This window comes from Peptoniphilus sp. DNF00840, assembly GCF_001553125.1.
GTDB classification, from domain to species: Bacteria; Bacillota; Clostridia; order Tissierellales; family Peptoniphilaceae; genus Peptoniphilus_A; species Peptoniphilus_A vaginalis.
In genome coordinates this window covers 37,252-59,856 of record NZ_KQ960211.1, presented here as the reverse complement: position 1 = coordinate 59,856, position 22,605 = coordinate 37,252, and the positions used below count along the sequence as shown (strand labels likewise).

The 22,605-nt window shown below is 33.9% G+C and carries 17 protein-coding genes and 1 pseudogene; 14 read left to right on the top strand and 4 right to left on the bottom strand.

The window, feature by feature from the left end:
• The first annotated feature begins 1 nt into the window (after position 1).
• From HMPREF1864_RS04720 to csaB, 3 genes are all read left to right on the top strand, one after another.
• Entirely contained in the window at positions 2-1,366 is a 1,365-nt protein-coding gene (locus HMPREF1864_RS04720; protein WP_062571686.1) for an O-antigen ligase family protein, read from the top strand.
• A gap of 136 nt (positions 1,367-1,502) precedes the next feature.
• Positions 1,503-2,645, top strand: coding sequence for a glycosyltransferase family 4 protein (locus HMPREF1864_RS04715; protein ID WP_062571685.1), 1,143 nt, complete (start codon positions 1,503-1,505; stop codon positions 2,643-2,645).
• Positions 2,646-2,658: 13 nt separating this feature from the next.
• Positions 2,659-3,762, top strand: coding sequence for a polysaccharide pyruvyl transferase CsaB (csaB, locus tag HMPREF1864_RS04710; protein WP_062571684.1), 1,104 nt, complete (start codon positions 2,659-2,661; stop codon positions 3,760-3,762).
• A 246-nt stretch (positions 3,763-4,008) separates the two neighbouring features.
• On the opposite strand, the pseudogene HMPREF1864_RS08715 reads toward csaB, so the two are convergent.
• Both HMPREF1864_RS08715 and HMPREF1864_RS04700 read right to left on the bottom strand, forming a co-directional pair.
• Positions 4,009-4,716: pseudogene (locus tag HMPREF1864_RS08715) on the bottom strand (ISL3 family transposase); the annotation flags it as partial.
• A gap of 34 nt (positions 4,717-4,750) precedes the next feature.
• Positions 4,751-5,227, bottom strand: coding sequence for a transposase family protein (locus tag HMPREF1864_RS04700; RefSeq protein WP_082718915.1), 477 nt, complete (start codon positions 5,225-5,227; stop codon positions 4,751-4,753).
• Between the two features lie 270 nt (positions 5,228-5,497).
• Between HMPREF1864_RS04700 and HMPREF1864_RS04695 the strand changes: the two genes are divergently transcribed.
• The 3 genes from HMPREF1864_RS04695 (at position 5,498) to HMPREF1864_RS04685 (ending at position 9,637) form a co-directional block, all read left to right on the top strand.
• A complete protein-coding gene (locus HMPREF1864_RS04695) occupies positions 5,498-8,164 on the top strand; it encodes a stalk domain-containing protein (RefSeq protein WP_062571683.1) in 2,667 nt (888 codons plus the stop codon).
• A 113-nt stretch (positions 8,165-8,277) separates the two neighbouring features.
• Complete coding sequence (locus tag HMPREF1864_RS04690) at positions 8,278-9,342, top strand: alpha/beta fold hydrolase (protein WP_062571682.1); 1,065 nt, start codon at positions 8,278-8,280, stop codon at positions 9,340-9,342.
• Position 9,343: 1 nt separating this feature from the next.
• Positions 9,344-9,637 (top strand): YciI family protein, encoded by a 294-nt coding sequence (locus HMPREF1864_RS04685; protein ID WP_062571681.1) that lies wholly within the window; start codon positions 9,344-9,346, stop codon positions 9,635-9,637.
• Between the two features lie 50 nt (positions 9,638-9,687).
• Here HMPREF1864_RS04685 and HMPREF1864_RS04680 read toward each other — a convergent pair whose 3' ends face one another.
• Positions 9,688-9,945 (bottom strand): putative signal transducing protein, encoded by a 258-nt coding sequence (locus HMPREF1864_RS04680; protein ID WP_062571680.1) that lies wholly within the window; start codon positions 9,943-9,945, stop codon positions 9,688-9,690.
• A 165-nt stretch (positions 9,946-10,110) separates the two neighbouring features.
• Between HMPREF1864_RS04680 and HMPREF1864_RS04675 the strand changes: the two genes are divergently transcribed.
• Positions 10,111-11,415: a sodium-dependent transporter gene (locus HMPREF1864_RS04675; RefSeq protein WP_062571679.1), complete on the top strand. Its 1,305-nt coding sequence runs from the start codon at positions 10,111-10,113 to the stop codon at positions 11,413-11,415.
• 224 nt (positions 11,416-11,639) lie between these two features.
• Here HMPREF1864_RS04675 and rpsD read toward each other — a convergent pair whose 3' ends face one another.
• Positions 11,640-12,236: a 30S ribosomal protein S4 gene (gene rpsD, locus HMPREF1864_RS04670; protein WP_062571678.1), complete on the bottom strand. Its 597-nt coding sequence runs from the start codon at positions 12,234-12,236 to the stop codon at positions 11,640-11,642.
• Between the two features lie 228 nt (positions 12,237-12,464).
• On the opposite strand from rpsD, the gene HMPREF1864_RS04665 reads away from it, so the two are divergent.
• The 7 genes from HMPREF1864_RS04665 (at position 12,465) to HMPREF1864_RS04635 (ending at position 22,605) form a co-directional block, all read left to right on the top strand.
• Positions 12,465-13,808: an oxaloacetate decarboxylase subunit alpha gene (locus tag HMPREF1864_RS04665; RefSeq protein ID WP_062571677.1), complete on the top strand. Its 1,344-nt coding sequence runs from the start codon at positions 12,465-12,467 to the stop codon at positions 13,806-13,808.
• Positions 13,809-13,917: 109 nt separating this feature from the next.
• Complete coding sequence (locus HMPREF1864_RS04660) at positions 13,918-15,165, top strand: aminopeptidase (RefSeq protein ID WP_062571676.1); 1,248 nt, start codon at positions 13,918-13,920, stop codon at positions 15,163-15,165.
• 121 nt (positions 15,166-15,286) lie between these two features.
• Positions 15,287-16,807 (top strand): YifB family Mg chelatase-like AAA ATPase, encoded by a 1,521-nt coding sequence (locus HMPREF1864_RS04655; RefSeq protein WP_062571675.1) that lies wholly within the window; start codon positions 15,287-15,289, stop codon positions 16,805-16,807.
• A 10-nt stretch (positions 16,808-16,817) separates the two neighbouring features.
• The gene (gene dprA, locus HMPREF1864_RS04650; RefSeq protein ID WP_062571674.1) at positions 16,818-17,897 is read left to right on the top strand and encodes a DNA-processing protein DprA; all 1,080 of its coding nucleotides are present in this window, start codon (positions 16,818-16,820) and stop codon (positions 17,895-17,897) included.
• A 25-nt stretch (positions 17,898-17,922) separates the two neighbouring features.
• Positions 17,923-20,001, top strand: a complete 2,079-nt coding sequence (gene topA, locus HMPREF1864_RS04645; RefSeq protein WP_062571673.1) for a type I DNA topoisomerase — start codon at positions 17,923-17,925, stop codon at positions 19,999-20,001.
• The gene (locus HMPREF1864_RS04640) at positions 19,994-21,439 is read left to right on the top strand and encodes a GspE/PulE family protein (RefSeq protein WP_062571672.1); all 1,446 of its coding nucleotides are present in this window, start codon (positions 19,994-19,996) and stop codon (positions 21,437-21,439) included. The genes topA and HMPREF1864_RS04640 overlap by 8 nt, the downstream gene beginning before the upstream one ends.
• A complete protein-coding gene (locus HMPREF1864_RS04635; RefSeq protein WP_062571671.1) occupies positions 21,436-22,605 on the top strand; it encodes a type II secretion system F family protein in 1,170 nt (389 codons plus the stop codon). Before HMPREF1864_RS04640 ends, HMPREF1864_RS04635 begins: the two co-directional genes overlap by 4 nt.

Here is a 22,605-nt window from a genome sequence, read left to right as displayed (position 1 = left end):
AATGACAAAATTTTTTGACTTGCTGAGATTTAATTTAGATTACAATGCCTGGGATGATTCGCTAATAAGAAATCTTCTATTGAGGATTCGCTTATTTTTTGAAAATATTTTTGCAAAGATTTTAGACTTTTTAAAGGAAAAGAGTTTTTTCTTTGGACTTTTAGAGAGCCTATCAAGGCACATAAACATAATAATTGCCCTTAGTCTTATATTTATAAGTATAGTTCCCTTTAATTTGTGGTCTAACCTCTACTTATACCTAATAGTCTTTATCTTGTGGATCTTAAACTTATATAGGAAAGAGGATAAAAAAAGACTTGCCTTTGATGACTTCTTAGTTTTATTTATATTGACAATAGGTCTTTCTACAGTATTTTCAATTTATCCAAGATTAAGTCTTAAGTATGCAGTAAATTACTTCTCAGTATTTTTATTTTATGCAATTTTTATCAACAACATTAGGACTCGCAAGGATTTATTTCAAATATTGACAGCCCTAACATTAGCAACTTTACTTGTAAGTTTTTATGGACTCCTACAAAAATTTGTAATTGGAGTTTCTGTTGACCTTTCACAAACAGATATGTCCATAAGCCAAGAACTAAGTGGAAGAATTTATTCAACTATGGGCAACCCAAATGTCTTGGGAGAATACTATCTCTTGACAGTGCCCCTAATAGTTGCTAACTTTTTAAAAAATGAAAACAAGTATATAAAGATCCTTTCAGCCTTTACAATTTTAATTTCCATGTTTGTGCTTTTGACAACTGGATCAAGGTCTGCTTGGGCATCCTTTGCCATTTGTGTTTTTGTATTTACCTTGCTCTACAATCCAAGACTACTTCCTATATTTTTTATGCTTGGCTTGATTTTATTTTTCTTCTTGCCAGGAAATATACAAATAAGGCTTATGTCAATTTTTAACAAGAGTGATTCTTCAATTAACTACAGAAAATATATTTACGAAAGTGCAAACATTATGAAAAAGAATTTTTCAAAGTTAGGCGGAGTAGGGCTGGGCAATGAAGTCTTCCAGGCTGCCTTTGAAAACTACAAGTCACCACAACTAACTAAGGTGGCTCACTGCCATAATCTCTACCTTCAACTTATGATAGAGATTGGGGCCTATGGACTCTTCTTCTTAATAGGACATATTATTAAGCTATTTTCAAAAATCTTAATTAGATTTAAAGAATTTAGGGAAAATGATCCTGCTCTTAGCCTTGTTCAATATGGAGGCATAGCAGCAATATGTGGATTTATGGTAATGAGTTTCGCAGACTACACATGGTTCTACCTTAGAATTGTGAGCCTATTCTTTATAGTTCTTGCAATCTTAAGGGCTTCATTAAATATAAAAAATTGATTTACTTGTAAGGTTAAGTAGTTGGAGACAATTATTTAACCTTATGTCATATTTGAATAAATTGTAGGGATGAAGAAGGGAAACGATTTGAATAATAAAAGTAAGATAGAACTCTTTACAAAAAGGGGGATGAACAATGATTAAGGTTCTCCATTTAATTTCTGGAGGAGATAATGGTGGCGCCAAGACCCATATTTTTAACTTGATGAAGGGGCTTGAGGGCAAGGTAGATGCAAAAATCATCTGCTTTATAAAAAACGAATTTTACGATGAGGCAGTGGAAAGAGGAATTGACATAGAAGTCTTTTACCAAGAAAAGAGATCAGACCTTTCTGTTGTTTCAAAAATAAGGGACTTGATCATAAGTGAAAACTATGATTTAGTTCATGCCCATGGTGCTCGTGCCAACTTCATTTGTATGTTTTTGAAAAATAAAATTGACATACCAATGCTTACCACTATCCATTCAGACTACAAGTTGGACTTCAAGGACAGCTTTTACAAAAATTTAATTTATACAAGTCTTAACAAAATTGCACTAAAGAAGTTTGATTACTACATCTGTGTAAGTGATACCTTTAAGAGGATGCTTATAAAGAGGGGCTTTAAAAGAAGAAACATCTACGTTCTCTACAACGGGATTGACACTGAAGGAAAGATTGACTACCTTCCAAAGACTAGCTTCTTTGAAAAGTACAAGATTAATTACAATGGTGAGTTAGTTGTAGGAATTGTTGCTAGACTTGATAAGGTCAAAGACCATGAAACTTTTGTAAGAGCTTGTAAGGAAACCCTAGACAAGAATACAGACATAATCTTTCTAATAGCTGGTGGTGGACCAGAAAAATCTAGGATTGAAGAGCTATTAAAGGAATATGGAATAGAGGATAAGGTCCACTTGCTTGGCTTTGTAAAGGACAAGTACAGTCTCTTTAATGCCATGGACGTAAATGTACTTACAAGTATTTCTGAGTCCTTTCCTTATGTAATCCTAGAGGCTGCTCTTCTAAAAGTTCCAACACTTGCAACAAGAGTTGGTGGAATACCAAAAATTGTCATAGATGAAAAGACAGGATTTTTATTTGAAGTTGGAGATTCAAAAAAATTATCTGAAAGCATTTTAAAAATCTATAATGATAGAAAGCTTTTAGAAGATCTTGGTGAAAATATAAATAATTTTGTGAAATCAGATTATTCGCACAATGCCATGGGAGAAAAACAATTTGAAATTTATCAAGATATTTTAAGTGAGAAAAATCTCTTGATAAAGAATAAATAAACAGAGTGATCTTATGAAAAAAATTGTAGTATCAGGATACTTTGGCTTTGACAATTCTGGCGACGATGCCATCTTAAAGGCCATGGTAGATGATTTTAAAAAACTAAATATTGACTTAGAGATGACAGCACTCTCAAACAATCCTGAGAAGACAAGACAAGTTTATGGGATAGGGGCAGTAAATAGATTTTCTTTTAATGAAGTTCGCAGAGCCTTAAAAGATGCAGACCTACTCTTGTCAGGTGGAGGATCACTACTTCAAGACATTACATCAACGAGGTCTATAATTTATTATCTTTCTGTTATTATCTTGGCGAAATTTTTAAGAAAAAAAGTCTACGTCTATGCCAATGGTATTGGGCCAATAGATAAAAAACTCAATAGATTTTTGACAAGATGGGTACTTAACAAGGCAAACTACATTACCTTAAGAGATGACTTGTCCTATAAATTTGTTAGAGACTTGGGGGTCACAAACAAAAATATAGAAGTGACAGCTGATCCAGTCTTCACCTTAGCAGCAGCAGGAGAAGATAGGGTGAACAAAATCTTGCAAGGTGAAAATATTAAGATTACAGATAAGACTATAGGATTTTGTATAAGAGATCAGAAGAATATTGACGAGATAAAGGATAAATTTGCAGCAACTATCGACAAGCTAATAGAAGATGGTTACGACATCCTACTTGTGCCCTTCCACAATCCAAGAGACAACATCTATTCAAGTGAAGTTGCTGAAAGATGTCGACATAAGGGCAAGGTAATGCTAATAGAAAACACCTACTCAGCAGGAGACTTAATGGGTATTTTTAAAAAATTAAAACTTCTTGCAGCAATGAGACTTCATTCACTTGTATATGCAGCAAGTGTTGACCTTCCAATGGTGGGAATAATTTACGACCCAAAGGTAGAAGCCATGGTTAAAGAACTTGGCATTGAAGAAGCAGTTGATGTTGAGAACTTCACTCCAGAAGAACTTTTCTATAAGACAAAGTTAGCTCTTGAAAACTTAGAAGAGAGGAGAAAAGTTTTAAGTGAAAATACAGAAGAGATGAAGCAAGAGTCAAAGAGAAATATCGAGATAGCTTTGACCTTGTTGGGTGAAAAAAATTTTTAAGATTATGCTTATAAGTCATAAAGTGCAAATAAAATTTTTGAAATGAGGAGTCAGACAACTGACTTCTTTTTTGGCTCTATGTCAAATATTGGGGAGGCTCGTTAACTCGAGTCTCTTTCTTTATGTAAAAATGAACACATAGACGCTAATAAAAGACAAAACTAAAACAACTAAAAAACTACTAAAAATAAGCATAGCAAACAAAACCCCTAGGGGTTTTGCGAATTTTCCCCGTTTTCCTAACCACTACTTACAAGCGAACATAATCCTTTTTCTAAACAAATTGAAATTTTTCATACCAAAACAATTCCTCTTTAAAGTCTTTATCTTAGTATGAGTACCTTCAAGAGGACCATTAGACCAAGGATAATCAAAAGAATTACATAACTCATAAAACCAGTTATTAAAAGCAGTGATACAAGATTTAAATTCTTTTAAATTAAACTCTTCAGCCCTTCTTATCCATTCTCTTAAAGATTTAGCAGCTCTAACTTTATTGGGTTGACTAAGAACATACTGGTACCCACAGGGCACACAGTAGAATAATTCCTTTAACCTATATGCCTATTTTAAATCCTCACTCAAATAAAGCATTAAAGAAACTTCCTTAGCTTGCTCAGAAGTAAGCTTAGAAGCAGGCTTTGTTAATAGACTTCTACTTCTCTTAAAATACTTCCTAAGATTAGAAGAATTATCCTTTTGAATCCTCTTCCTAACATTCTCTAAAGCCCAGGAAACTTGTCTTATGAAATGATACCTATCAACAATATGAATAGCAGTTTTAAAGAACCTATTCTTAACAGACTTAAAAGTATTAGACATATCACTTACAAAAAACTTAAGGTCCTGTTTCTCCTTAGAAGGAACCCTATTAAAATAGTTGAACAAAAAGTTTTTATCCCTAGTAGGTAAAATATCAATCATAGAGTGCTTATCGCCATTAAGAAGAGAAGTCTGATACTTAAAACCTCCACTATCACCCTTAAATTCACTTGTGCCCTATGGGTATCGATATACAAAGGACTTCAGAAAGGCAAGTTCTCGAAACATATAAACAATTTAAAATTCTCAAAACAGTATTATAAGAAACATCATACCTATTAGCAATAGAAGAGATAGAATACCACTCTTTAAATTCAGCAACAATAGCAAAAACAAGTCTATTAATCATAGTATGACCCTTAGCAATAAAAACAATGTCCCTTTCAAAACGACAACCACAAAACTTACAATCATACCTAGTTTTCTTTAAATGAATAAGACATTTCTTACCACGGATATGAGTATCCTTAATCCTTTGAACTCTATGATCATGAACCCAAACCCTACTAGAACCACAGTGAGGACAAATATCCATCCTTTTAACAGAAGCATGAATATGAACAAAGTCATTATCCTCATCAAAACTATCAAAAACTACATCTTTAAAACCCAATAAAAATAAATTCATGTTATTATTTTGCACTTATATGCACCTCCAAGCTTTGTGTTTTAATTATTTTAAGTTTAGGACTAAATGCGTATAAGTGCAATTTTTTTGCAAAAAATATCTGCTAGAGATTTACTCCCCAACAGATATTATGGAATTTTTTTGTTGTGCTTATGGAATGATAAGTTTAATTTTGTTATAATAAAGTTGCGAAGAAAACGAATTCATTATTTATGAATTTGTAGACTTACAATTTTCGAATTCTTTGTTAGAAAGACTTATATTTATTTAGACTGGAGGAACATCATGAATAGAAAAATGTTTTTATTAGTAACTAGTTTGGCAATTTTATCTTCAAGCCTAAGTCCAACTTGGGCAGCAGGCAAAAATTTTATATATAATAATTTAGAGAAGACTCTAGCTCTTCAAGCACAAGCTTCTGATGTAAAAAATTCTGAGAAGAAAGAAGAACTCCCACTTGTTATAGAAAATATGCCAGATGATAGGGTGAAGGACAAGTATGTCAAGATAATTTTTGTTCCAGAAACTAGGAAGGTTAATGGAGTGCAACATTATGGAAAGCTCTTAGATAAGGAAGGAAATGAAGTTTCATTAAGTGATATCTCCTATAATGGAAAAGTTATTAAAGGCAAAGAATATTATGTACTAAAGGGTGCAAGGTGGAGGAGTATTTTATATTATAAAATAAATAATAAACAGGTTCTCTATGTTAGGAAAGCTGATAATAATGAAAGTGATCCAGAAATAAAGAGTGAACATGAATTTTTAGGATGGACATCAGCTTATGGGATTACCAATATATTTGCGGATGATTATAGTTTACCATTAAGTGGATATTCAATTGATATGCCCTATATCATTAAGGCGGGCTTTCAAAATAAGCCATGTTTCTACGATAATGATTTTCTACCAGAAAGAGATTCCGACGGTTATGAAATTTTGCAAAAAAAAGATAATTATACAAGAATAGGATTTATTGCTACTGCGGAAAAAGAAAATTGGAAAGGTTCACTTTCATTAAAAGATTCACAAAAAAAGTTCTCCTTGAAAGAAATTCAAAACTCAAAAAAAATATATTTTTATATAAGGAAAGATTCAGGAACTTATAAGTTTGTAGATTTTAAACCAGAGGTAATAGATAGCGAAGGTAAAACTTTTTGGTATTGGGCATTAAGCAGTTCTTTACCTAAAGAGGATTTTGAAATGGGTTCAAAAGATTTAGATTTTTTTGCTGAATTTATTGGTGAATATGCACCAATGAAAAATTATTTGAATCTAGAAGAAAAGCCAATGCCAAGGGGTTGTTATAAAGTGGAGTTCCAACCCGAAGATGGATATAAATTTAATGATTCTCATTATTATATAAAATTTGCAATAAGGAGGGGCGTTGGACTTAAAACTATTAGATATATTGAGTTACTATTAAAAGATTCTCACCTTAAAGGCTATGAAGGAAAAGTTGCTTGGTATGATGGTTATAAGAAGATTGACAATATCCTTGAGCAAGTAATTGATTCTGATAAAGTATTCACATTAAGAAGAGTGAGAGATTTTGAATCAGAAAAATTTAATCCATTGGTTAATGAAGTACAAGTAAATAAGGGTGATGACCCTACTATCGAAAAATTAAAAGGAGGAATAACAAATCTTCCAAACAATCTTGTTAAAGTCGAAATTAAAACCAAAGCAGATACTTCACAAGTTGGAACAAGTAAAGCTGTACTAAAATTAACTTTCACTGACACATCAAGCAAGGAAGTTGAAGTTACTGTCAAGATAATTGATAAAATACCTGGAAAAATAATTACACCGATTCCTAAAATAAAAGCTGAAGATATAATCAAAGAAGAGATTCCTTACAATGGGAAAATAAATCTTTTAGATAATATTAAAAACCTTCCAGATGGAGCAAAAGTTGAAGATGTAAGCAAGATAATCGACACAAAAATACCAGGGACTTACACTGGAAAAGTTAAAGTTACTTTCAAGGAAGGCTCATCAAGAATTGTAGAGATCTCTGTTGAAGTTTTACATCCTCTTGCAGAAAAATACAAAGTACAAAAGCCTGATAAAACTCCAGTTGAAAAGCTTGATTCTTTAAGTCTTTCAGAAAAATCTGAAATTGTAGAAAAAGTTAAGACAGTTAATCCTCAAGCAGATACGGTAGAAGTAAGTGATAAGGGAGAGACTACTTTAGTTTATGCTGATGGGTCAAAAAACATTATAAGTCCAGAAGATACTATAGTCTTAAAGAAAAATGAAAGTGACAATAAAGACCCTGAAGAGAAACCAGGGAAGAAAGATGACAAAAAAGATCCTGAACAAGAACCTGGAAAAGAAGAAAACAATAAGGATCATGAAGAGAATAAGGAAGAAGATAACCATGAAGTAGATAAGAAAAATGAAGAAAATAAATCAGACTCATGGAATTACTTCCCAAGATATTATGTGAGAGATCACAAGACACCAACTAATAAGCAAGATGTAAAAATTGATTCTAAAGAAAGCCATGCAAAAGCAAAAGTCAAACCTAGGAAATTTGTAATTGATATGAAGAGTGGAACTTATACATTAACAGAAGATGGAAAAACTTTAGAAAAGTCCTTGGACGTAAAACCAATAATTGAAAACAATAGGACTATGCTACCCCTTAGGGCTCTTGCAGAAATCCTTGACGCAAAAGTTATTTGGAATGAAGCAACAAGGACTGCATCCTTTACAAGAGATGGACTTACTGCTCTTATCCAAATCGATGACAATAAAATAGTTTTGTCTAATGGAAAGACAATAGACCTTGACGCTAAACCACTTAACGTCAATGGAAGAATTTATCTTCCACTTGTATATGTTGGTCAAGTCTTTGGTCTAACTAGTGGCAAGACAGCGGATGGCAAAGAAGATGACATTGAGTGGAAGGAAGAAAGCAAGGCAGTGACAATTAATATTAAATAAAAATTTTAAAGGGGAAGGGCGACCTTCCTTTTTTCAATGCAAACATAAGTGAATAAAAATATTAAAGAAGCAAAGAACACATATATTTTGTTATAATGACTGAGAGGTGACTTATGGTGTATCTTATAATTTTACTTGTTCTTATTATTTTATTGATGCCACAAATTTATTACAGAAAGTCCAACAAACTCATGCAAAATGATGGAGTGGATTTAACTTGTGACTTAGAATTTATTAATGAAGTTGCAAAGAGTGAGGACTTTTTAGACTTTGGCAACGACAGAGATTTTTATGAGCTCCCAAACTTTGATAGAGTCAAAATAAAATCCTATGATGGCTTTCTTCTTGATGGTGGATATTTTCCAGTGGAAGAGCCCAAGGCTCTAGTGCAAATTATTCATGGAGCTCTTGAGCACAAGGAAAGATATTATTATTTAATTAAGTATTTAAACGAGAGGGGATACTCCTGCTTCATATCTGACAACAGGGGTCACGGTAGGTCCCTTGGAGATAAGTACACAGTTGGCTACATTGACGGAGTTGAAAAAGTTGTTGATGACAACCTTGCAATAACAAGAGAGCTGAAAAAGAAATTCCCAGAAACTGACATCTATTTAATTGGTCATTCCTTGGGGACTGTCTTTGGAAGAATTTATCTTGAAGAAGGCGATGACTTAATTAAAAAAATAGTCCTATCAGGTCCACCAAATTATGTTCCTGAGGTTGCTTTTGCAGTTTTCCTTGGCAACTTTATTAACTTTTACTTTGGAGAGCAGAGGACAATTTTTATATTAAATATGCTCTACACTGGCGATAAGAAACATTTTGATTGGTTGTCTTACTCTCAAGAGAACATAAAAGATGCAGAGAAGGACCCTCATATGCCTCCAGTTTTTAAAAACAGGGGCTATCTCACTGTATTTGAAGGTGTAAGGGAATTAAAAAACACAAAAAATTATAAGTTTAGGAATCCGGATCTTGATATATTTTTCATAGCTGGAGAAGATGATTTAGTAATTGGTGGCGAAAAGGGATTTAATTCTTCGATTAATATCTTAAGAGATGTTGGCTATAAAAATATAAAATCAAAACTTTACAAGAAGATGAAACATGAAATTTTTAGAGAAGAAGAGAGAGAAGAAGTCTTTAAGGACATAGTGGACTTCTTAAAAAAATAAAATGAATTCTTATTTAATAATTGGAAACTTAAAGAAGGATAAAGAGCCTGATAAAGATTTTGAGAAAATTCTTGAAGAGCATTTAAACTACCAGGAGAATGAAGTTGACTTGGGAAATTTAATTATTTCTGGTCCTAAAGAAGACGGTGGAGACATTGGAATTTATTTGGGTGATGAAGTAAAAGATTTTTGCCACAATGATCCCCTAGTCTTAGAAGGATATCTTGACTACGAAATCATAAAATTTTATCCCAACTCAATAAACAAAAACTTAATAGAATTATTTATCCAATAAAAGAAGCTGAGGAAGAAAAATTTCTCAGCTTTGATTTTTATTATTTAAGATTAGTCAAAGGATAAGTCGCCGCTTGTGTCATTGTCATTCATAAAGTAAACTAAAAGTTCGTTGGCAGCATCAAAATCATCTTCTGATACATAAATCCCCTTTTCATAAAGAGAGAAGCCAGAGATAAGACGCATGTAGTCGCCCTCGTCTTTGACGAAGTAGGGGATGGAGTTGTCTTCTAAGAAGGCACAAATTTCATCAAAGATAAGTTTATTAGTTGAAGTAACAAGTTTTACATACTCAATGTCTTTTTTCATATTATCACCTAAAAAGATTATACCACGAATAAGTTTGAGAATGAATTTAAGAAAACTTAATAAAATTAAAAGATTTGTCGCTTTAAAGGGGAATATATACTAAATCTATTTAAAAAAGACTACTTTTGTGTTAGTATTTCTAGTATATAAAAAAGGAGAGAGCGTATGTCAAAACAAAATGAAGGATTTTCATCAATCCTAGGATTTATTATGGTTGCCATTGGCCTTGCCCTTGGGATAGGAACTCTTTGGAGATTCCCCTATGTAGTTGGCGAAAACGGTGGAGCAATTTTTATATTTTTATATATTTTAATTATCTTGGTCATAGGAATTCCCCTAATGACTTGTGAAGTTACTATAGGTTATGCAACGGGTAATGCTGCCATAGATGCCTATAAGACATTAAAGCCAAACACAAAGTGGTACCTAGCAGGTTACTTACACACACTTGCTGCCTTGATAATTGTTGGCTACACATCAGTTATCTATGCTTGGATAATAAAATATATTGCAGGAGCCTTTATGGGTGACTTTGTTGGACTTGATAGCCAAGGAATTCAAACTTACTTTGATGCCTTTAATGCTAACAAGACAACAGTTTTTATATTTTTCTTAATTAACTTTGCCCTTAACAATGCAGTTATTATACTTGGAGTTCAAAAGGGAATCGAAAGAGTTTCAAAGATTTTAATTCCAGTTTTATTTGTAATTATGATAGTTATAATTTTCTTTGGACTTAGACTTCCTGGTGCAAAAGAAGGTATTACATTCCTATTTAAACCAAACTTTTCCAAATTTTCCTTTAACTCAATTATAACTTGTTTGGGACAAGCCTTCTTTGCCTTGGGACTTGCAATGCTTGGCTCAATGGTATTTGGATCTTACATCAAGGAAAAGGATGAAAACATCTTTAAGGACTCAACAGTTATTTGCCTTGCCCTTGTCTTTGCAGGAATCTTATCTGGATTTATGATTCTTCCAATAGTTTTTGCAACAGGACTAACACCAGGCGAAGGAGTTGGACTTACATTTCTAACTCTTCCACTTGCCTTTAACGTTGTGCCCTTTGGTAGAATTCTTTCAATCCTATTCTACTTCGGCTTCTACATTGCAGCCTTTACTTCATCAGTTGGAGTTCTAGAAGCAATTGTAGGACAATTTATGGAAAGATTTAAGTTAGAAAGAATAAAGGCCCTTATGCTTGCAAGTGCAATAATAGTTGTCATAGCTGCTGTATCAATTTTTTATGATCCAGCCTTTGCCTTCTTAGACAATGTTGAAAGTAATTACATCTTAGTAATTGGTTGTCTATTAATTGCCCTTTTCTCAGCAAGAGCTTGGAAGATGGAAAATTTACTTGAAGCAGCAAATATAAAAAGTCCTTTTGTTAGGGCTTGGATGAATATTAGTATTAAATATATTTCACCAATCGTTATAGTGATTATATTCTTAAGTCAATTTATAAAATAAAAAAGTCGCATGCTGGTCATGCGATTTTTTTATGAGAAATTTGAAGTTTTATCTTACTTGTTAAATGCAAAATTTAAAATCTTATTAAGTGAATAGTAATAAAGTAAGCAAAAAATTGAAATAAGAAAGTGGGGACGGAGCTAAACTTTGAAATAAATAAAGTGGTGACGAGTCTTTACTTTTACATAATAAAAAAGACCCTGGCAGGGTCTTTTCCATTTTCATTACATATTCTTTGAATAGAATTCAACGATTAATTGATCTTCAATTTCTATTGGAACATCTTCTCTATTTGGTAGAGAAACTAAAGTTGCTTTAAAGTCTTCGTCCTTAGAAATGTAAGGGTAGTTTACAACGATGTTAGTGTTGTAGTTTTCTTTAAATAGGTCAACTTTTCTTCCTTTAGCAGATAATGCAATAACATCGCCAGCTTGACATCTGTAAGATGGAATGTTTACTTTCTTTCCATTTACAGTTAGGTGACAGTGGCTAACCATTTGTCTTGCTTGTCTAATTGAAGATGCGAAGCCCATTCTATAACATAAAGAATCTAATCTAGTTTCTAGGAATGTTATAAGGTTAGGACCAGTTTGGCCTTGAGTTCTTTGAGCTTCTTTGAATAGATTAACAAATTGTTTTTCAAGTACACCGTAGTATGCTCTTAATCTTTGTTTTTCTAAAAGTTGCTTACCATATTCAGTAAGTTTTTTATCGCTTCTTGCAGTACCTCTTGTAGCTCTTTTCATTGCCTTTGGGTGACCGCATACATTTAGTCCAAGTCTTCTTGATTGCTTGAACTTTGGATCCATCATTTTTGCCATTTTTATCAAACTCCTTATAAATCTTCGCCGCGATAATTTATAAGCCGATAGCATTATACTAAATGAGGAAGGCTTTGTAAAGAGAATACTAAAAGATAATAAAAATTTTATGAGATGACAAAAATTATTTGTTAGAAAACAAGTTATCGTATTAAAAAATTTTAAATATATGTGTTATACTTATGTTAACAAGAATAATCTGAACCTATGAAATACCTAGGAGGACTTATGAAAAAAATAGAATTTGTTGATACTATTCTTCGTGATGCCCACCAATCACTTATGGCAACACGAATGACTTACAAGGATATGGAACCTGCACTTGATAGACTTGATGAGGTTGGCTACAAGGCAATCGAATGTTGGGGAGGAGCTACTTTTGACTCCTGCATTAGATTCTTAGATGAAGATCCATGGGAAAGACTTAGAAAGATTAAGTCTCACTTTAAAAATACAAAGACGCAAATGCTTCTAAGAGGTCAAAATCTTTTGGGCTACAAAAATTATCCCGATGATATTGTAGAAAAATTTGTAGAGCTTTCTGTTAAAAATGGAATTGACGTTATAAGAATTTTTGATGCCCTTAATGATTTAAGAAATATTGAAACTTCACTTAAGGCAACAAAGAAAGCTGGAGCTGAAGCTCAAGTTGCAATTTGTTATACGACTTCAGAAGTTCACACTATTGAATACTTTACTGATCTTGCTGCAAAGACCCAAGAGATGGGAGCAGACTCCATTGCCATCAAGGACATGGCTGGAATTTTAACTCCACCTGTTTCAAGAGATCTAGTTAGGTCAATGAGAAAGGTAATTGACATTCCAATAGAACTTCACACTCACGAAACTACTGGTTGTGGATCTATGACTTACCTAAAGGGAATTGAAGAAGGAGCAGACATTATTGACACAGCAATTTCTCCTTTCTCTGGTGGAACAAGTCAACCACCAACAGAAACACTTGCTATTGTTTTAAAGGAAGCAGGCTATGATGTTGATCTTAACCTAGACATTCTTAATGAACTTGCACCTTACTTCCAAGAAGTTAAAAATAAATATCTTAACAATGGAACAATGAGAGTTAAAATGCTTACAGTTGATCCTAAGGGACTAATTTATCAAGTGCCTGGTGGAATGCTTTCAAACTTAAGCTCACAACTTTCTGCAGCTAAGCAAGACCACTTATTCGACAAGGTTCTTGCAGAAGTTCCAAATGTTAGAAGGGATATGGGATTCCCACCACTTGTTACTCCAATGAGTCAAATGGTTGGTACTCAAGCTTCCTTTAACGTTATGACAGGTAAGAGATACAAGATGGTTCCAAATGAAATCAAAGACTACCTAAAGGGACTTTACGGCAAGACTCCAGTTGAAGTTGATGAAGCCTTTAGAAAATCTATAATCGGTGATGCAGAAGTTATTACTGATAGACCTGCTAACCACTTAGAACCAGCTTTTGCTAAGTACAAGGCAGAAATTGGTGACCTAGCAAGATGTGACGAAGACGTATTGACTTACGCACTTTTCCCACAAGTTGCTAAGGACTTCTTAACAAAAAAATATTCTAAATAAGTTTACTATAAAGATGCTACTCAGTTTGGGTAGTATCTTTTTTGCATCTTATTTTAATTTGTTGTATATTAACTTTGAATAAAATAAATAAAATCGAAGGGATGATTAAATGGACTATAAAAATTTTAAAGTCGAGGACTATATAGAAAAATATGCTGAACTAATTTTAAAAGTTGGTTTAAAAATTAAGGAGGGGGACAAGCTTGTTCTTAGATGTCCCATTGAAGCAAGAGACTTTGCAGTAGAGTGCACAAGGAAGGCTTATGAACTTGGTGCTGGCGAAGTAGTAGTTGATTATAGGGACCAAGTCATATCAAGGCTTAAGTATGAAAATGAAAGTCTTGATGTCTTGACAGATGTACCAAAGCACAAGGTAGACAAGGAAAACTACTACATGGAGAAGAAGGCAAAGTACCTTTCAGTTACAGGTTCAGACCCAGATGCCTTCAAGGGAGTAGATGCTGAAAAATTATTTAAGTCTAATCTTGCAAACTCCAAAGCATTGAGAGACTTTTCTGCAAAGATGATGGCAAACTACGTTTCTTGGATTGTTGTTGGAGCTAGTATTCCATCTTGGGCTACAAAAGTTTTTCCAGACCTAGAGGAAGACGAAGCTGTTAGAAGACTTTGGTTTGAAATCTTTAACTCAGTTAGACTTTTTGAAGAAGATCCAATAAAAGCCTTAGAAGATCACGTAGACAACTTAAACAGATACAGCAAGTTTTTAAATGAAGCTAAGTTTGAAAAATTAATTTATAAATCTCAAAGGGGAACTGACCTTGAAGTTGGACTTCCAAAGGTTTACATCTTTGCAGGAGCTGGAGATGTAAACTCTGATGGAGAAGAATTTATTGCCAATATGCCAAGTGAAGAAGTATTCTCTGCCCCAAGACTTGATGGAGTAAATGGAAAAGTTTACTCAACCTTGCCACTTAATTACAACGGCAACCTAATAGAAGATTTCTATTTAGTTTTCAAAGACGGGGAAGTAGTTGATTATGATGCCAAAGCTGGCAAGGAATATTTAAAAAATATTTTAGACACAGATGAAGGAGCCAAAAGACTTGGAGAAGTTGCCCTAGTTTCTTACAAGACGCCAATCTCCATGAGAAAGGTCCTTTTCTACAACACACTTTACGATGAAAATGCATCTTGTCACTTTGCCCTAGGTAAGTCCTACCCAACTTGCCTTGAAGGAGGAGAAAAACTTTCAATAGAAGAATTGAAGGAAATGGGAATGAACGACTCCCTAACTCACGTTGACTTCATGGTGGGCGACGAAACAACAGAAATAATTGGAGTCAAAGAAAATGGCGACCAAGTTCAAATTTTTAAAGAAGGAAATTTTGTAATTTAATAAAAATTTTTAAGCCAGGTAAATTTGCCTGGCTTTCTTTTAATTATTTTAGAATTTGTAAAGGTTTTCTGATAAAATATAATTAAGAAAAAATTTTAATTTACATAGATAAGGAGGCCTTATGTATTCTTGCACAAAAACTTGCACCTTAACTGGACTTAATGGTTATCCAGTTGACGTTGAAGTAGACTTATCAAATGGAATGCCAAAAATTATTTTAGTTGGACTGGCTGACACAGCTGTTAAAGAATCAACAGAGAGGGTTAAGTCAGCAATAAAAAATTCTGGCTTCGACTTTCCCAAGAAGAGAATTACAATAAATTTAGCTCCTGCCAACCTTAGAAAGGATGGAACACAATTAGATCTTGCCATTGCAGTGAGCCTCTTGAGCTGCGATGAGAGTCTTGAGATGGACTATTCACCCTACGTCTATATGGGAGAACTTGCTCTTGATGGTAAGATAAATAAAATTCAAGGTGCCCTTCCTATGGTCATATCCATGAGGGAGAAGGGTTATAGAAAGTTTATAGTTCCCTATGAGAACCGTAAGGAATGTGCCATAGTATCTGATGTTGAAATTTATCCTGTAAAGACACTGGAAGAAGTTGTTTCTTTTATAAGGGGTGAAATTCAAATTGAAAGATGCCTGGGTAGTCTAAAGAGGGAAAAGGTTTCTTATGACATGGATTTTTCTGACATTAAGGGTCAAGAAAATTTAAAGAGGGCTTTAGAAATTTCTGCATCAGCAAAGTCCAATATTTTAATTTTAGGTTCGCCAGGTTCAGGTAAGACAATGGCGGCAAAAAGATTTCCAACAATCTTGCCAGAGCTTGACTTTGAAGAGGCAATTGAAGTTACAAAAATCTATTCAATATCAGGGCTCTTAGATGACAACTCATTAATAACAAAGCCACCCTTTAGGTCACCCCACCACACGGCATCAGCAGTTTCTTTAATAGGTGGAGGAAGGATACCAAAGCCTGGAGAAATTTCCCTTGCCCACAAGGGCGTCTTGTTCCTAGACGAGTTGCCAGAATTCTCCAAGTCAGTCTTAGAAGTTTTGCGTCAGCCAATGGAATCAAAGGACATAATAATATCACGTGCCAACGCAAATGTTAAGTACCCTGCAGACTTCCAACTCCTTGTAGCTTTGAACCCATGTCCCTGTGGTTATCATAACTCAAAGACCCACGAGTGTACTTGTTCGCCTTATGAAATTCAAAGGTATCTTTCAAAAATTTCTCATCCACTCTTGGACAGGATTGACATCCATCTTGAAGTGCCAGAAGTTAATTACAAGGAAATATCTTCAGAGAGGTCTGGCGAATCCTCTGAAGCTATAAGGAATAGGGTCAAGTATATTAGAGAACTTCAAAAGGATAGGTTTAAAGATGAGTCCTTTAAGTATAATTCAGAAATTCCTGAAAACAAATTAAAGAGGTATTGCCCTCTTGATAAAAATTCTGAAAGTATAATAGAGCTTGCCTTTAAAAAATATGGAATGAGTGCCAGAACTTACAACAAAATTTTAAAAATTGCAAGGACCATTGCCGATATGGATGGTTGTGAAAGTATAAAAGAAGATCACATTCTTGAAAGTATTCAGTACAGGACAATGGATAAAAAATTCTGGGGCAATTAGGAGTTGAAAGATGAAGGAAAGAGACTTACTTATTTTTTTAAATGCAATAAATTTTTCTAGTGAAAATTCTTTAAAAGTTCTAGATTATTTAATGGATAAAAACCTTTCTCTTGAAGATTTTTATAAGGTAGATTTCTTAGAAGAACAAGTTCTTACTGAAAGAAGTGCCAATCGATTAGATGAAAGAGCTGGGGACTTTGACCTTATAATAGAAAAAATTAGTGAAAAAATAAGTTCAATTGGAGTTCACATAGTCACTATTCTCGATGAAGCTTATCCCGATGAACTTAGGTATATTGAAGACCCACCTTCTGTCTTATATGTTAGAGGTAACTTAAAAGTTTATAACCCTATTGCCTTTGTAGGAGCTAGGTCACATTCTTCTTATGGGAACATGGCTGTCAATAAGATAATCGACGATCTAAGATTTTATGATTTTACAATTGTAAGTGGTATGGCATATGGGATTGATACCTTGTCTCACAAGAGGGCGCTTCTAAATAACTTAAACACGATTGCTGTCTTGGGAACTGGAATAGATGTTATTTATCCCAAGTCAAATAAGTCTCTCTATGAAGAAATTTCTGAGAAGGGAGCTGTCATTAGTGAGTTTCCTCTTGGAACACAAGCCAACAAATTTACTTTTCCTTTGAGAAACAGAATAATTTCTGGACTTTCAAAAACTGTTGTTGTCGTCGAAGCCAAGGATAAGTCTGGTAGTCTTATAACTGCAAGGCTCGCCGCAGAACAGGGCAAGGAAGTTTTTGCAGTTCCTGGAAATATAACTTCTATTTATTCAGTTGGAACTAATAAGTTGATACGTGATGGAGCCATACCTCTAGTTGAGATAAAAGATATTCTAGACTTTTATCCAGGTATCCTAACTAAAAAGGAAAGGGAAGAAAAGATAGACTTAGATCTTGAAGAGATGGCAGTCTATAATCTCATAGAGAAGGGGATAAATAACACAAATGATATTTGCATTAATTTAAATAATGAGGTATTTTATATAAATAAGCTGTTGACAAAGTTAGAACTTAAGGGAATTATTGAAAAAATTTCTATGAATGAATTTCAAATTTTAAAATAAACAAGAGGAAGAAGGAGATGATATTTTGGCAAAAAATCTTGTGATAGTGGAGTCGCCCACTAAGGCAAAGACAATTAAAAAGATGCTTGGCACAAATTACAATGTAATTGCATCTGTAGGCCACGTTAGAGACCTACCTAAGTCAAAGCTTGGCATCGATATAGAAAATGATTTTGAACCACAATACATGAATATATATGGCAAGGGAGCCCTTATAAAAGAAATTAAGGCTGAAGCGAAAAAGGCTGATAAGATATTTCTCGCAACCGACCCCGATAGGGAGGGGGAGGCAATCTCTTGGCACCTTTCTTATATTTTAGATATGAAGGAAGATGACAAGAATAGGGTTACCTTTAATGAAATAACTAAGGACACTGTAAAAAGAGAAATTAAAAATCCAAGGACAATAGATATGAACTTGGTTGATGCCCAGCAAGCAAGACGTGAACTTGATAGGCTTGCAGGTTATAAGATTTCTCCACTACTATGGAAGAAAGTTAAGTCTGGTCTTTCAGCAGGTCGTGTTCAATCAGCTGTCTTAAAATTAATTTGCGATAGGGAAGAAGAAATTAACAACTTTATCCCAGAAGAATATTGGACTATTGAAGCTGATTTAAGGGCTGGAAGACGGAAACTTCTTGCAGAATACTATGGTGTAAAGGAAAAAGATAAGGCTAAGAAGGTTGAACTTAAAACTGAAAAAGATGCCGACAAGGTAATAAAAAATATTGATAGGGACAAATTTACAGTGGACTCTGTGAAGAAGGGAAAAAGAGTTAGAAAGTCTCCAAATCCTTTTACCACATCTACAATGCAACAGGAAAGTTCTAGGAGAATTAATTTTTCTACTAAGAAGACCATGATGGTTGCACAAAGTCTTTATGAAGGTGTAAAACTTCCTAAGGAAGGTTCAGTGGGACTTATCACTTATATGAGGACTGACTCTGTGAGAATTTCCCAAGAAGCACAAAATGCTTGTCTCAGCTTCATAGAAAAGTCTTATGGCAAAAACTATCTTGGTAAGTCCAAAGCACCAGTTAAAAAAACTGAAAACGTACAAGATGCTCACGAATGTATTAGGCCAACAGATGTTACAAAGACCCCTTACTCTATTAAGGATTCCCTTTCAAAGGATCAATTTAAATTATATTCTTTGATTTGGAACAGGTTTGTTGCATCACTTATGGCAAATGCAATTTTTGATACAATTTCAGCTGACATAATTTCTAAACATCAAATATTTAGGGTAAGCGGATCAACTTTGAACTTTGATGGATACCTAAGAGTTTATGACTACAATCCTGAAAAGACAAAGGAACTCCCTCCTCTTGAAGAAGGACAAGTTTTAAAATTAAAAGAGATAACAAAGGAACAACACTTTACAAGTCCACCCCCAAGATATAATGAAGCCTCACTTATCAAAGAGTTAGAAGCCTTGGGAGTTGGGAGACCTTCTACCTATGCACCAACAATTTCAACATTGCAAAGCAGGTATTATGTAGTTCTCGAAGAAAAGAAATTTGTTCCAACAGAGCTTGGCAACACAGTAAACGAAATTTTAGTAGAAAATTTTGACAACCTTGTTGATAAGAAATTCACTGCACAAATGGAATTCGAACTTGATGAAATTGCTGCAGGTAAAAAACCTTGGAAGGAACTTGTGAGGTCCTTCTATGGAGATTTAAAGGAAGATCTCGACAAGGCCTATGAAAATATAGAAAAAGTTGAAATTAAAGACCCAGTAACTGATGTGATCTGCGACAAGTGTGGCAGGAATATGGTTATTAAAATGGGTCGATATGGAAAGTTTTTAGCTTGCCCAGGCTTTCCTGAATGCAAGAACACTAAACCTCTTGTTGAAAAAATTGGAGTCAAGTGCCCAGACTGCGGCGATGGAGAAATTGTTGTTAAGAGGTCTAAGAAGGGAAGAATTTTTTATGGCTGTGACCATTATCCAAAGTGTGAATTTGTATCTTGGAACAAGCCAATTAATGAAAAATGTCCAAAATGTGGCAGCATCTTAACAGAAATGAATTCTAGAAATAAAAAGACAATAAAATGTAGTAACTCTACTTGCGACTACAGGAGAGAGGAAAATGAATAAATTTTCATTTGATATTAAAAAGATTTTGACAGAAAACTTCTGCCGAAAAAATTTTATAGCTCCCAATAGAGAAGAAGGCGACCTTGTGGTCTTCTACTCTTTACATATTAATGATGAGATTTTAAAGTACAATCTCAGCGAAAAACTTGGAAGGGAAATTTCTTTTGAAGAAGCTTCCTTAGAAAATATAAATCAGATCTTAGATGAAATCTACAAGAACTACAAGAGGGATTATCTCTTAGAAGATATAAATGATAAATACGAGGACTTAATTGTTTTAGAAGATGAGGACAAGGAAGACTCGCCAGCAGTCAGGGTTCTTGATTATATACTCAGAGAAAGCATCGAGAAAAATGCCAGCGATATTCACATTGAACCAAGATTTGATAACATAATAGTAAGAATAAGGATTGACGGAGCCCTAAATAAGCTAATAGATTTGCCGAAAAAGATTTATCCCTATCTTGTTACCAGGATAAAAATTTTGTCTCAGTTAGATATATCTGAGAAGAGACTTCCTCAAGATGGAAGATTTTCCTTTGACTTCAAGGGTGAGAAAATTGACATTAGGGTTGCAAGTACACCAACTGGTAACGGCGAAAAAATAGTTTTGAGAATTTTGGATATTCAAAGAATTTCTTACACTCCAGAAGGCATTGGACTTGTGGGAGAAAATTATGACAAGGTAATGAAATTAATTTCTCAACCATCAGGCTTGATTTTAATTTGCGGACCAACATCTTCTGGTAAGACTTCATCCCTTTATACACTTCTAAGAAAGATTCAAGATGATGATATTAATATTATGACAATTGAGGACCCAATTGAATATAAAATCGATGGGATAAATCAAATTGAGGTAAACCCCAACACAGGCCTAAGCTTTGAAAAGGGACTTAAGTCAATTTTGAGGATGGACCCAGACAAGATTATGATTGGTGAGATAAGAAATGAAGACACAGCACACATTGCCATTTCATCTTCTATAACAGGTCACCTAGTCTTGTCTACCCTTCACACAGAATCTTCTCCTGCATCAATAGGAAGACTTATTGATATGGGTATTGAAGCCTACCTAATTTCGGCAGGTCTTATTGGAGTCATATCTCAAAGGTTGATAAGAAGACTTTGCCCACATTGTAAAGAAAAAATTAAAAACACTAATCCACTTGTTAAAAGTGAATTTATTAATAGAGCAAGAGGATGCCATAAGTGTAATCAAGGTTACTTAGGTAGGATGGCAGTCTTTGAAATTATGATTGTTGATTCTGAAATTCGAGAAATGATAAGCAAGAGAGAGTCTGTTAAAAATATAAAAGCCTTGGCAATAGAAAAGGGAATGAAGACCCTATCAAGCGAAATTTTAAATTTAATAGAAGCTGGCGAGACAACTTTTGACGAGTTTTATAAAAACATAAATACTGTTGGTGAGTTATGATTTACAAGTACAAGGCCTTTAGGGGCAGTGAAAAAGTTAAGGGAAATATTGAGGCTGACAACTTAAAAGAAGCCAAGGAAAAATTAAAGAGAGAGGGACTTAGACCCATAAAGATTGAAGAAAATATCGAGTCATCAAATTCCTTTGGATACAAGAAGAAGTTTAAGAATGAGGATCTCTATATTTTATTTAGACAGCTTTCTCTTTTTATAAACTCTGGAATAAATATAGAAAAGGCCTTTGAGATTCTGCCTTCACAATTTCCAAAGGACAAGGGAAAAATTTTAAGTGATATAAGAGACAGTCTAAGGTCTGGTAGTGACCTATCCGATTCAATGAAGATGACGGGAGCCTTTCCAAGTCTTGTGATAAATATGGTTTATGTAGGAGAGAACACTTCGAGCCTAGGCAAAATTTTTGATAAGCTATCTGACTATTACATCAAAAAGAGAAAGACCCAGTCTAAGATAATTGAGGCCATGGCATATCCCTGTATCCTCTTGGTGACTTCAATCTTTATAATTAATTTTCTAATTATAAATGTCATACCGAGTTTTGGACAAATATTTGCTGACAACAATAATTTGCTCCCACTTCCAATAAGAATTTTAATGGGATTTTCAAATTTTGTTTATAAATATTATTTGTTTATAATTTTACTTTTAATATTTGTGGTAGCGATTGCACTTATTCATAATAAAAAGAAGCCGAAGACTTTTCATTCCTTACTGCTCAAGTCATCCTACTACAAGATGACAAGGTCTATGAACTTATCCTTTAATATGGATCTCTTACTTGGGTCTGGTTTAACAGTAGACAGGAGTCTTGAAATAATTTCTAGTATGGAGAAGAACTCGGTCTTAAAAGAAAAGTATCAAGAAATTTTATTTAAACTAAAGTCAGGCGATCCTCTTTATAAAGGTTCCCAAGAAGCAGGAGTGTTTTCGAAGGTTTTAGTTTCTATGATTAGGGTTGGTGAAGAGTCCTCTAGCCTTAGAGAAATTTTTTCTATTATGTCTTCTTACTATGAAGAAGAATTAAACTCTCGCAACCAAAAAATTCTCGGTCTAATGGGACCAATTTTAATAATAATTATGGCATTGATAATTGGATTTATAGTGCTATCTATTGCACTTCCAATTTTTGACATGGTAAATCAATTTTAG

Excerpts from the sequence above, each read along its gene's own strand:
- HMPREF1864_RS04680 (WP_062571680.1), bottom strand. The coding sequence starts at position 9,945 with ATGAAAAAAGACATTGAGTATGTAAAACTTGTTACTTCAACTAATAAA.
- dprA (WP_062571674.1), top strand. The coding sequence starts at position 16,818 with ATGAAGGAAAGAGACTTACTTATTTTTTTAAATGCAATAAATTTTTCT.
- HMPREF1864_RS04665 (WP_062571677.1), top strand. The coding sequence starts at position 12,465 with ATGAAAAAAATAGAATTTGTTGATACTATTCTTCGTGATGCCCACCAA.
- rpsD (WP_062571678.1), bottom strand. The coding sequence starts at position 12,236 with ATGGCAAAAATGATGGATCCAAAGTTCAAGCAATCAAGAAGACTTGGA.
- HMPREF1864_RS04640 (WP_062571672.1), top strand. The coding sequence starts at position 19,994 with ATGAATAAATTTTCATTTGATATTAAAAAGATTTTGACAGAAAACTTC.
- HMPREF1864_RS04690 (WP_062571682.1), top strand. The coding sequence starts at position 8,278 with ATGGTGTATCTTATAATTTTACTTGTTCTTATTATTTTATTGATGCCA.
- HMPREF1864_RS04715 (WP_062571685.1), top strand. The coding sequence starts at position 1,503 with ATGATTAAGGTTCTCCATTTAATTTCTGGAGGAGATAATGGTGGCGCC.
- csaB (WP_062571684.1), top strand. The coding sequence starts at position 2,659 with ATGAAAAAAATTGTAGTATCAGGATACTTTGGCTTTGACAATTCTGGC.
- HMPREF1864_RS04655 (WP_062571675.1), top strand. The coding sequence starts at position 15,287 with ATGTATTCTTGCACAAAAACTTGCACCTTAACTGGACTTAATGGTTAT.
- HMPREF1864_RS04720 (WP_062571686.1), top strand. The coding sequence starts at position 2 with ATGACAAAATTTTTTGACTTGCTGAGATTTAATTTAGATTACAATGCC.
- HMPREF1864_RS04635 (WP_062571671.1), top strand. The coding sequence starts at position 21,436 with ATGATTTACAAGTACAAGGCCTTTAGGGGCAGTGAAAAAGTTAAGGGA.
- HMPREF1864_RS04675 (WP_062571679.1), top strand. The coding sequence starts at position 10,111 with ATGTCAAAACAAAATGAAGGATTTTCATCAATCCTAGGATTTATTATG.
- HMPREF1864_RS04695 (WP_062571683.1), top strand. The coding sequence starts at position 5,498 with ATGAATAGAAAAATGTTTTTATTAGTAACTAGTTTGGCAATTTTATCT.
- HMPREF1864_RS04685 (WP_062571681.1), top strand. The coding sequence starts at position 9,344 with ATGAATTCTTATTTAATAATTGGAAACTTAAAGAAGGATAAAGAGCCT.
- HMPREF1864_RS04660 (WP_062571676.1), top strand. The coding sequence starts at position 13,918 with ATGGACTATAAAAATTTTAAAGTCGAGGACTATATAGAAAAATATGCT.